Source organism: Zhongshania sp., from assembly GCF_041623545.1.
Taxonomy (GTDB): Bacteria; Pseudomonadota; Gammaproteobacteria; order Pseudomonadales; family Spongiibacteraceae; genus Spongiibacter.
Map to the genome: position 1 here is coordinate 1 of NZ_JBFJWS010000092.1, position 10,835 is coordinate 10,835.

General features: G+C 51.8%; 10 protein-coding genes. 5 read left to right on the top strand and 5 right to left on the bottom strand.

Annotated features, from left to right (window positions below; translation table 11 throughout):
• The 4 genes from ABYT30_RS10100 to ABYT30_RS10115 all read left to right on the top strand — a co-directional run.
• Positions 1–306 (top strand): aldo/keto reductase (locus ABYT30_RS10100; RefSeq protein ID WP_373096301.1); only part of this gene is annotated, 306 nt, incomplete at its 5' end.
• A 237-nt stretch (positions 307–543) separates the two neighbouring features.
• The gene (locus tag ABYT30_RS10105; RefSeq protein WP_373081269.1) at positions 544–2,154 is read left to right on the top strand and encodes a GMC family oxidoreductase; all 1,611 of its coding nucleotides are present in this window, start codon (positions 544–546) and stop codon (positions 2,152–2,154) included.
• A 117-nt stretch (positions 2,155–2,271) separates the two neighbouring features.
• Positions 2,272–3,228, top strand: coding sequence for an alpha/beta fold hydrolase (locus tag ABYT30_RS10110; RefSeq protein ID WP_373096302.1), 957 nt, complete (start codon positions 2,272–2,274; stop codon positions 3,226–3,228).
• 13 nt (positions 3,229–3,241) lie between these two features.
• Positions 3,242–4,414 carry an acetyl-CoA C-acyltransferase gene (locus ABYT30_RS10115; RefSeq protein WP_373081272.1) on the top strand — a complete coding sequence of 391 codons (1,173 nt, stop codon included), beginning with the start codon at positions 3,242–3,244 and terminating at the stop codon, positions 4,412–4,414.
• 79 nt (positions 4,415–4,493) lie between these two features.
• Here the strand turns inward: ABYT30_RS10115 and ABYT30_RS10120 are convergent, their stop codons facing one another.
• From ABYT30_RS10120 to groES, 4 genes are all read right to left on the bottom strand, one after another.
• Positions 4,494–5,666: a thiolase family protein gene (locus ABYT30_RS10120; RefSeq protein ID WP_373081274.1), complete on the bottom strand. Its 1,173-nt coding sequence runs from the start codon at positions 5,664–5,666 to the stop codon at positions 4,494–4,496.
• A 1-nt stretch (position 5,667) separates the two neighbouring features.
• On the bottom strand, positions 5,668–6,072 hold the full coding sequence (locus ABYT30_RS10125) for a Zn-ribbon domain-containing OB-fold protein (RefSeq protein ID WP_373081275.1): 405 nt from the start codon (positions 6,070–6,072) through the stop codon (positions 5,668–5,670).
• A gap of 163 nt (positions 6,073–6,235) precedes the next feature.
• Complete coding sequence (gene groL / locus ABYT30_RS10130; RefSeq protein WP_373096305.1) at positions 6,236–7,870, bottom strand: chaperonin GroEL; 1,635 nt, start codon at positions 7,868–7,870, stop codon at positions 6,236–6,238.
• Positions 7,867–8,181 (bottom strand): co-chaperone GroES, encoded by a 315-nt coding sequence (groES, locus tag ABYT30_RS10135; RefSeq protein ID WP_373081278.1) that lies wholly within the window; start codon positions 8,179–8,181, stop codon positions 7,867–7,869. The genes groL and groES overlap by 4 nt, the downstream gene beginning before the upstream one ends.
• A 245-nt stretch (positions 8,182–8,426) precedes the next feature.
• On the opposite strand from groES, the gene ABYT30_RS10140 reads away from it, so the two are divergent.
• Positions 8,427–9,023 carry a hypothetical protein gene (locus ABYT30_RS10140; RefSeq protein WP_373081280.1) on the top strand — a complete coding sequence of 199 codons (597 nt, stop codon included), beginning with the start codon at positions 8,427–8,429 and terminating at the stop codon, positions 9,021–9,023.
• A gap of 13 nt (positions 9,024–9,036) precedes the next feature.
• On the opposite strand, the gene ABYT30_RS10145 is transcribed toward ABYT30_RS10140, so the two are convergent.
• Positions 9,037–10,701: an MFS transporter gene (locus ABYT30_RS10145; protein ID WP_373096307.1), complete on the bottom strand. Its 1,665-nt coding sequence runs from the start codon at positions 10,699–10,701 to the stop codon at positions 9,037–9,039.
• Between the last annotated feature and the right edge of the window lie 134 nt (positions 10,702–10,835).

The window sequence follows — 10,835 nt, forward strand, 5'->3', positions numbered from 1 at the left end:
AAATACGCCAACGCTAGCCCTATAGCGGGCAGCCGCTCCAGTTTATTCGATGGCTTTGAGAGCCGTTTTAAAAAGCCTGTGCTGGATGCAATGCAACACTATATTGAATTAGCAAAAGGGTTTGATGTTTCTCCCAGCGCCCTCGCCCTGGGGTTTTGCCAACAACAAGCATTTGTCACATCGGTATTAATCGCCGCAAGTAACGCGGCACAATTGCAGGAGAACCTAAAGAACCTAGACATAAGTTTCACCAAAGAAATGCTTAAAGCGATTAATCAGATCCATGACCAACACCCCAACCCCTAAACAAAACCTCATGTACCGGCCAAAAAAGTAAACAATTGTCAGTTTTCTTTGACAAAAAAGTAGAACTGCCGGAAGATAGGCCTATCCAAGTAAAATAATAAGGTGCTTTTGCCCTATTTTCAGCGCGACACTTTTCACTAAGCCTTTGTTATTTTCCTTACCCTTTATTTGCTTAAAACCGGAATAAGCGCTGCTTAGTTCGCTAAACAGTGCAATTTGAGTTTTGGAGAATTGACCTTGAAAGACCAATACGATTACATCATCGTGGGTGCAGGTTCCGCAGGCTGTGTTGTGGCCAACCGCTTATCAGAAGATCCTAAGCGCCAAGTTTTGCTGATCGAAAGCGGCCCTAGTGACAATAATTCCCTGATTAAAATGCCCCGTGGCGTCGGTTTGATACTCAATGAAGGCAGTAAGTACATTTGGGACTACCAAGCCCACACTACCCCTGACCGGCCATCGGAGCGCTGGTTTAAGGGTCGCGCAATTGGCGGCTCAAGCTCAGTAAATGGCATGGTCTATGTGCGCGGCGCGCCGCTCGATTACAATAATTGGCAGGCCATGGGTTGCGAAGGCTGGGGTTGGGATCAAATTGGTCCAAAATTTAAAGCCCTGGAAGATCACGATCAAGGCTCGGCGGAATATCGCGGGGTCGGTGGCCCACTAAAAGTCAGCACCCATCCCGGCGGCGACCCTCTGTGCGAGGCCATTATCGATGCGGCGCAGGAGCTCGGGGTTAATCGAGTCAACGATGTTAATGATGTCGATGCGGTTCGCGACGGCGGCATAGGCTATCAGGCTTCGACGACGTGGCAGGGCAAGCGCTTTAGTGCCGCTTCGGCCTTTCTCAAGCCGGTTTTAAAGCGCAGTAATCTCACCGTCCTCAATGAAACTGACGTGCTTAAAATAGAGTTCACTGATAAGCGCGCAACATCCCTTAGTATTCGCAATAAAAAAGGTATTCAGCGGGTATCGGCTAAAACTGAAATTATTCTTTGCGCCGGTGCCATTGAAACACCGAAACTGCTGCAATTATCAGGAGTTGGCCCCGCCGAATTACTTAGCTCCCATGGCATAGAGGTCATTGTGGACTCGCCGGACGTTGGGCAAAATTTACGCGAACACCGCCATTTTGACGTGCAGTATAAAGTCGTCAGTCACAGCCACAATTATTTGCTTTCTGGTTGGCGGGCGATCAGATCGGCCCTGCAATATTTTTTAATTGGCAAGGGCCCCATGACACACGCCGCCCACGAGCTTGGTGGTTTTGTTAAATCGACACCGGATTTGGATCACGCTGACACGCAATTTGGTTTGATGATGCTATCGGCTAGCGGCTCCCCCGCCACCGGTGAAGTGACGTTAAATACCTTTCCCGGCATCACGTTTTTGGGATATTTCACCCGCCCAACAAGTCAGGGTGAAATAAAAATTCAATCAGCTGATTTTGACGTGGCGCCCTATATCAACGCCCGCCACCTCGACACCGAAGAAGATCAGCGTAAAGCGGTGGCGGTGATTCGCTGGTTGCGCAAACTTGCCGAACAGCCTGCATTAAAAGATTGGATAGTTGAAGAAACCGTACCAGGTCCTGCAGTACAAAGTGACGAAGATATTCTCGCCAAAGCTATTGATATCGGCGGTACCTGTTTTCATATTTGTGGCACTGCGCGCATGGGTATTGATGACAAGGCAGTGGTTAACCCTCGCCTACAAGTCAACGGCGTGAGTGGCTTGCGGGTGGTAGACACCTCAATTATGCCAACCTTGGTATCAGGTAATACCAACGCCCCCGCGATGGTCATTGGTATGCGCGCCGCTGATTTTATTCTGGAAGACAATAAATAAGCGGCGAGCTAACAAGCGACTTCGATTGTTAATTCGATATTATTGAATGCATCAAAGTCGCTTTTTCAATTCCGATTGTTATGCCTTATAAAAACAATTTTTACGCAGAGTGAGCGCATGCGCATAGCGACACCGCCATCCAAGCAGCACTTTCTAGCACCTTATCACGGCCAAAAGCCCGCTGCGCCAGCGTGGTATAAACAAGCAGTGGCCTGCGTTCCAGAGCGGACATTTTTCTCGTCGATGGGCGCCAATATTGAACTACTAACTTGGGGTAAGGTTGGCGCTCCGGGTTTGCTTTTTTTACATGGCCACGGCGCCCATGCCGATTGGTGGACCCATATTGCGCCCTTTTTTGCCGACCAGTGGCGCTGCGCCGCCTTGTCTTACAGCGGCATGGGCCGCTCAGAATGGCGAGCGGACGGCTATCAGATTGACGATTTTGTTCAGGAAGCGCAGGACACCGTAAACGCGGCGCAATTAAACACAGGCCCGACGCCACCCATTATTATTGGCCACTCCTTTGGCGGCGCTGTGGGGATTCGCTTAGCGGCAAAATCCAGCTCCTTTGGCGGCCTGATCGCAATCGATACACCAATCAATGTGGGGGCGGATCTACTTGAGAAATTTAAAACCGAAGCACCAAAGACTTACAGCGAGCACCTGCGCTTCGACAGTCTAAAATCTGGCTTATCGCGCTTTCGACTATCGCCAGCACAGCCTTGCGACAATCATTTTATTGCTGACTATATCGCTCGCTGTGCACTCGAGGAACACAATGATGGCTGGTCTTGGCGCTTCGATCCCCGCCGGGTCGAGCCGGATAATAAGCCAGACCACGAAATCTTTCCGCAGATACGCTGCCCGATAGCGTATATCTATGGGGATCGCTCCAGTCTTGTTACATCGCAAAGTTTACAAAATAGCCTAAAGGTTTTTCCTAAGGCTACGCCGCTTGTCGCTATTCCCGACGCCGCCCACCATGTACTTATTGATCAGCCGCTTGCGCTGGTCAGTAGTTTGCGTGCGCTACTTGCCTGCTGGCCGCCACAACATAATTTCCCACACAAATAATAGGATCGATCATATGTCCTCCGTCGTCATTACCAGCGCACTGCGCACCGCCGTTGGCACCGCTCGCAAAGGTTCACTCGCGAATACGCCACCCGAGGTCTTGGCCGCAACGGTTATTCGTGCGGCTGTTGCTAAGTCGGGCTTCGCGCCTGAGGACATCGATGACATCATCATGGCCGAGGCCTTGGCTGGCGGTGGCGATATCGCTCGGCACGCAGCGGTTGAGCTCGGGATGACGGCCGCCGCCGGACTCGCCGTAAATCGGCACTGCGCAGGGAGCCTAAGCGCCGTTGGCTTAGCTGCCGGCGCAATTATCTCCGGCATGGAACGGGTCATGGTGGCTGGCGGCGTAAATTCCAGCTCCTTCATGCCCCGTATGCAACAGCGCGACCCCGAAACCCAGGAGTTTGAAGACTGGTGGATTCCGCCCACTCACCCAAACCGGCCCGACGCGCCCAACCGCGATATGTCCATCACCGTTGGTTGGAATGCGGCCAAGGCCCTCGGCCTAACACGCGAGGCACAAGATGCTTGGGCACTGCGCTCGCACCAGCGCGCCATAGCCGCCATTGACGCGGGCAATTTTGTTGACGAAATCGTGCCGGTCATGATCCGCAATGCTGAGGGTAAAAGCGTAGCGTTTAAGGTAGATGAGTTTCCGCGCAGAGAAACTAGCATGGCAAAACTGGCCTCCCTGCCCGTGTTGCACCCAGAGATTGAAGGCTTCTCAATCACCGCTGGCAATGCCAGTGGCGGCAACGATGCCGCCGCTGCCCTCGTTTTAAGCAGCCGCGAAATAGCTCGCGCGGCCGGCGCCCCGATTCTAGCCACGGTACGTGGCTGGACCTCCATTGGCGTTGACCCCGCAATAACCGGTCTAGCTGTTCCTAAAGTAGTAGAAAAATTATTGGCCCGCACCGGGGTGGCACTAAGCGATATTATGTTATGGGAAATAAATGAAGCTTTTGCTTCCGTTCCCCTTGGCTTCTGCCAGGTAATGGGTCTAGATGAAGAAACCGTCAATATCTCTGGCAGCGGCTGTTCCATCGGCCACCCCATTAGTGCATCCGGCGCGCGGATGATTACAACCTTGTGCAATGATTTACGTCGTCGCGGCGGGGGCTTTGGGATTGCGGCGATGTGTGCGGGGGGAGGACAAGCAGGGGCGGTGTTGATTGAGGTCTGAGTTCGCGATAAATATTCTAACTGCTTAAGCGCTAAGTTTTCAGCTCAGCGCTTAAGCCGACGTATAACCGCTTAGGTTTTTAGTCCCTGGCGAGCAACAAGGCAGTTGCCAATGGCCCACCGCCAGATGTCGCGACCGCGACCCGAGGGTCACCTGGAATCTGGCGATCGCCACCCAGACCACGAACTTGGGTGACTGCCTCGTGGGCAAAGCCAAAGCCGTGTAATCGGCCAGCGCCGAGTTGGCCACCGTTGGTATTCATCGGCAATTCGCCATCCAATGCAATACGCTGTCCGCCTTCGATAAAGCGGCCGCCCTCACCCACTGGGCAAAAGCCCAAGCCTTCCAGCCAAGTGATAGCGTTAAAGCTAAAGCCATCATAGAGCTGCACGGTGTCTACATCGGCCGGGGTGTAGTCGGTGTGCTGCCACAAGTCCTTGCCGGTCGCGTAGGCCGCAACCCACTCAGCCTGATCCCAGCTATGTCGCTCAACCGATCCCGCGCAAGCAGCAACACGCACGGGAATACCAGATACCTCATCGAGGGCGTCACCCGCAGAAACGATCAGTACGGTGGAGGCGTCACTAAAACGGTCACAGTCGTATAAACAGAATGGCTCGGAGATCATCCGCGATTCCATATACGCATCCATTGTCAGCTGTTTTTTGGTAATCGCCCTAGCGCGGGGGTTACGCATAGCATTAGCTGAACCGGTGAGTGCGATCTGGGCCAACTGCTCTCGGGTCATACCGTATTTTTTGACATGCCGCATGGCGTATTGCGCAATCCAAGTCGATGCTGATACCGCATTAAAGGGCATAGACCACTGCTGCATGCCATCGACCCGACCACCGTCAAAACGAGATGGGTACTCGTCTGGCCGCGCCAAGGCGGCTGCTTCATATACTGTTCTAAAGCACACAACGTGTCGCGCTTGCCCCATACGGACGGCCGCCACGGCCGCGACAAGTGCGCCGAGCTGAGAGCTTATTTCACCGCCACCGGCATACCAGCTTGCACGAATCCCCATGGCGTCCATCAGTTCATCGGTACCAACCGGTGAAAACCCGAGAAACGAGGGTGAACGGCCTGGGTAGGTCGACACGCCGTCTATCTGGTCAATTGTTAAGCCGGCATCTGCGATGGCTTCTTTAACCGCGTCGGTGGTTAATAGTAGCGGGGAACGCTCTAGGCGAACCCCTACCTCTGACTGGCCAACACCACTTATATACGCTTCCTTCATTGCTGCCATCTCAGTTCACCTTCTCGAATAATGGGATCCAAACGTCATCTTGGTGCAGAAAAGTGACCTGCACTGGATCGCCAATATCAACCTCGGCAACCGGGCTGCCAATAATATTGGTGGTTAAAAAGACACCGGGCGCATCATCAAGCGCGACCCGAGCAATAACAAAGGGGACTTCCATACCGGGAAACCAGGGCTGATGGTTAATGGTAAAGGTATCGATTGTGCCCTTACCGCTAACCGTTGCCGGCGCTACATTCTCTGAGAGGCAATGGCGGCAGATTGGCCGTGGCGGATGAATAAATCCATCACAGTCAGCGCAGTGCATTATCTGTAGTTTGCCTTGCTCTCCGCCTGTCCAGAACGGACGATTATCCGTGTCTAGGCGAGGTAGTACTCTGGGTGTTGTCATCACTCGTTGCTCCATTGTAGCCAGACCGCGTCCAGTCTTATTATCTGGCCTTCATGGTAGCCCAGCAGTTTGCTGGAATCGAGACGAAACTGACAAATATTTACTTATTATAATATTTAAGGAAATAAAAACAGGGGGCTAAGCCCCCTGTTAACTAACGCACTTACCCAAAGTCAGGCATTGGCGCGTGTGCACCACCGTCCTTTTTATCGGCGGGTTTATCGCCAATCATCGCATCAGTCGTCAGCATCAAGCCAGCGATCGATGCCGCATGTTGCAGGGCCGTGCGGGTGACTTTGGTTGGGTCGATAATACCGAACTCCAACATATCCCCGTAGTCGCCGTTTTGGGCGTTATAACCGAAGGCGACATTCTCTTGGCTGCGGATTTTATCCAACACCACGCTGGCCTCAACTCCGGCGTTGTTTACAATCTGCCGGAAGGGCTCTTCCATGGCGCGCAGCGCAATTTTAACACCGACCTTCTGATCATCGTTCGCCGCCGTTACGCCAGCTTTGCGCAGCGTGTCTGCGACCCGCACTAAGCTGATGCCACCACCGGGAACAATGCCCTCTTCGACCGCCGCTCGGGTTGCGTGAAAGGCGTCATCCACGAGATCTTTTTTCTCTTTCATCTCCACTTCAGTCGCCGCGCCGACCTTGATGACGGCAACGCCACCGGCGAGCTTGGCAACCCGCTCTTGGAGTTTTTCGCGGTCGTAATCAGACGTGGATTTTTCAATCTCTGCGCGGATCTGGGCAACCCTAGCGTCAATTTCGCCGCGCTGACCATAGCCGTCGACCACCGTAGTATTGTCTTTATCAATCACTACCCGCTTCGCGCTACCAAGCTGCTCAAGGGTGACGTGCTCAAGATCAAGGCCCACTTCTTCGGCGATGACAGTGCCGCCAGTCAAAATCGCAATATCTTGGAGCATTGCTTTGCGGCGATCACCAAAGCCCGGTGCTTTAACCGCAGCAACTTTGAGAATGCCACGCAAATTATTAACGACCAGCGTCGCGAGCGCCTCGCCCTCGATATCTTCTGCAATCAGCAGCAATGGCCGACTCGCCTTAGCGACGGCTTCGAGTGTGGGCAACAGATCCCGAATATTACTGATCTTTTTGTCGACCAATAAGATATAGGGGTTATCCAGCTCGACCTGCATTTTTTCTTGGTTGTTGATGAAGTATGGCGACAGGTAGCCGCGATCAAACTGCATGCCTTCCACGACTTCCAATTCATTCTGCAGAGATTTACCTTCCTCAACGGTCACGACACCATCACGGCCAACGCGCTCCATTGCCTCAGCGAGGATTTCACCAATATCGGTATTCCAGTTTGCGGAGACTGTGGCGACTTGGCCAATGGCTTTATTGTCGTCGCAGGGCTTAGACATTTTACTGAGCTGTGCCGTTGCATCGGCAACTGCCGCATCGATCCCGCGCTTAAGATCCATGGGGTTCATGCCCGCCGCGATTGCCTTGTGGCCTTCACGTAAAATAGCCTGAGCCAATACCGTTGCTGTCGTTGTACCATCACCGGCAACGTCGGCGGTTTTCGACGCAACTTCTTTTACCATCTGTGCGCCCATGTTTTCGAACTTATCTTGCAGTTCAATTTCCTTTGCGACGGATACGCCGTCTTTGGTTATGCGCGGTGCGCCGAAGCTTTTGTCGAGAACGACATTACGCCCTTTGGGCCCGAGGGTAACTTTTACAGCGTCAGCAAGAATATTTACCCCAGCCAGCATACGCTCGCGGGCATCATCAGAGAATTTAACGACTTTCGCACTCATGCTGCTTTCTCCTGTATTTCACTTTGTTCAATAACAGCAAAAATTTCTGATTCTTTTATGATTAAAAACGTTTCACCGTCTATTTTGACTTCCGTTCCGGCGTACTGACCAAATAGGACTCGGTCACCTGTATTCACGGCCAATGGACGCTGCTGTCCATTTTCTAATAAAGCACCATCCCCAACCGCGACAACCTCACCTTGAGTGGGCTTTTCAGCTGACTTATCTGGAATGACAATACCGCCTTTGCTTTTGGTTTCAGCGGCAAGCCGTTTAACAAGTACCCGATCATAGAGCGGTTTGATACTCATGGCTTACTCCTCCATTGAAATATAAATAGTTTCTCCTAAGCGGGAGAGAAGGAAGACTTAGACGATAGTCACTCCCCCTTCTGATTGGCAAAATGGGATCGCATTAATGTTTTTCAAGAGTATTTTTTATAATTATTTTTTCTAAAAACAAGGGTTTTTTATAAGTTGAATTTTGTTAATTTTATTTATATGTTTTCAGATAAGATATTTCAGAAAATGGTCTTTTAGTGCTTAAGGTGACACGTATGAGCAGTAAATATTCTATTGAACTCAATTCCAGCCTAGCCAATTACTTCCGAACCAGATTGCACGAAGCCGGTCAACAATCTGCCGTACCGCCCCAAGAGGATACGCTTTGCTATATCGGCAATATGCTGGCCCGCTTTGGCGATAGTGCAGAGCTTTTTTCTTATGATGAAGGGTATTTAGAATTAAGGCCCCTCGCCATGCTTTATAAGGATGCCCACGAGACCAACAATCACCGGGAGCGCTGCTTAATTCTCCGGCAACTGGGTGACATGGCCTTGTTCATTGGTGCTGTGTTTCCCGAAAATTACCAGCGCAGAGGTATTTTAAAGGACTATTTTGTAGGCATGGGCGGGGGTGCCTATGGCTATCTGTCGGAAAACAGCGCGGACAATCGTCATATTTATGCCGAGCTGGCAACGACCTTCACCAGGCTACTTGCGCTAATCGCTGAGGCTTGCACTAAGGAATCCATTTATGACCACAGTGATGTACTCGATCTTTATCAGCGCTGGCATAAAAGTCGCGACGTTAAAATAGCCGCACAATTGCAAGCGCTAGGCATTATGGTTGCTGACACTCGCCATATACATTAACAGGCGACGATCCCTAGCCGTGGATATTCAGGCCCTCATCGCCGCGATCCGGCGCGTCGTCGCTCCACCGCACAGAACCCGCCGGCCGATCTAACCAGCGCAGGACTTTTATAGGCTCCAGCCCCATGTGCATACTTGATGCTCGCCGATGGATTTGGGTATCTTCAACCGTGCGGCGAATCCGCAAGCGTAAATAGTCATTCCAGGTTGGACAACTAAACCGTTCTGACCAATGCTCGGGGTCTGCAATATCCCTAGATAGCGACCACGCATAGGCGCCGTTGCGAGATCTGACTTTTTGTTGCTCGCGCATTAGGCGGTAAAATTCTCGCGCCTTGTCCTCTGGTATACGATAGTGCAGCTCGATACTTATCGGTCCACTGCGACCGCTGATTGCCAATTTAACGTCGGGATCATTGCTCAGAGGTTCATCCAGTTCGGTTGATTCAGTCCGATCTGCAACTGGGAAAATAAGGCCTATGACCAACGATAATATAAGACCAGCAGCAGCGACCTCAAATGCCAGTACTAGGCCATAATCTCTTGCGACAATACCCCATAGCCATGAACCAATCGCGACGCCTAGGGTTATAGCAGCGCTAGACGTGGCAATGGCGCGGCCCATGACCCAGCGCGGTACAAAGAGCTGAACAAGGACGCTGATTGTTGTGGTAATCATCATCCACGCCATACCGGCACACATTAGAATGATGAAATCCACTACTAAGCTGCGACTGAATGCCAAACCTAAAATACTTGCCGCTACTACTGACGTACAAACTCGAAGGGTATTTTCATTACCAATTTTTGCCCGCATGGGATGCAATACAAAAATTCCGCACACCGCGCCAACGCCGAATGCGCCCAATAGCAAGCCGAAGGTACTGGCATTGCCACCGAGCAGGTCCTTGGCGATAAGTGGCATTAAAGATGGGAGCGCCGCGCCGATTAAACACAGCACAAAGACGCGACTAATTGCCCGACGCACTGGCTGCATATTCAAGACATAGCGAACCCCGGAATTAATCGATCGCAGCAGTTTTTCCGCTGGTAAGCGTGAGGTCTCTGGTTCCCGCTTCCAACGGCGCAGGGACTCTAGCATGGGTATAAAAGAAATCGCATTAACCGCAAACGCTGTTGTTGCGCCAAAGGCGACAACGATTAATCCACCGATTGCTGGGCCAACGCTGCGGGCGAGGTTATAGCTGATATTGTTTAGGGCAACGGCCTGGGGTATTAAGGCCTTTGGCACTAGCTCAGCAATAGATGCCCCTCGGGCTGGCGCTGATAAGGCGCCGCCAGTACCAACAAAAAAACACAAGCCCAACAATATCCACGGAGTGATGAGGCCGAGCATCGATACCAGCATCATTAGGGACGCGGCGACGAGTGATAGGAAAAAGAACAGCAATTGCACCTTGCGGCGATCATAGATATCGGCAATTGCACCAGCGGGCAAGGCAAACAAGGCCATTGGTAAGAAGCTTGCTGTTTGGACCAAGGCAACGTGATCGGCGGTAGAAATACTGGTCATTATCCACGCCGCCGCCACGGTTTGAATCAGGCTGCCAGCATTGGATATGGTGTTGCTAAACCACATATTGCGAAACAAGCTGTGCTTAAGCGGCGCAAAAATACCACCGCTTTCAGCCTTATCATTGTCCGCCGCAGTTACCATTAATATTCCGTATTTAAAGGCCAGTGCTGATATAAGGGCGGCGAAACATGACGCTCACCCATGGCTTACTCTACTGTTACCGATTTGGCCAAGTTCCGCGGCTGGTCGACGTCAGTTCCCTTTAAAATAGCGAC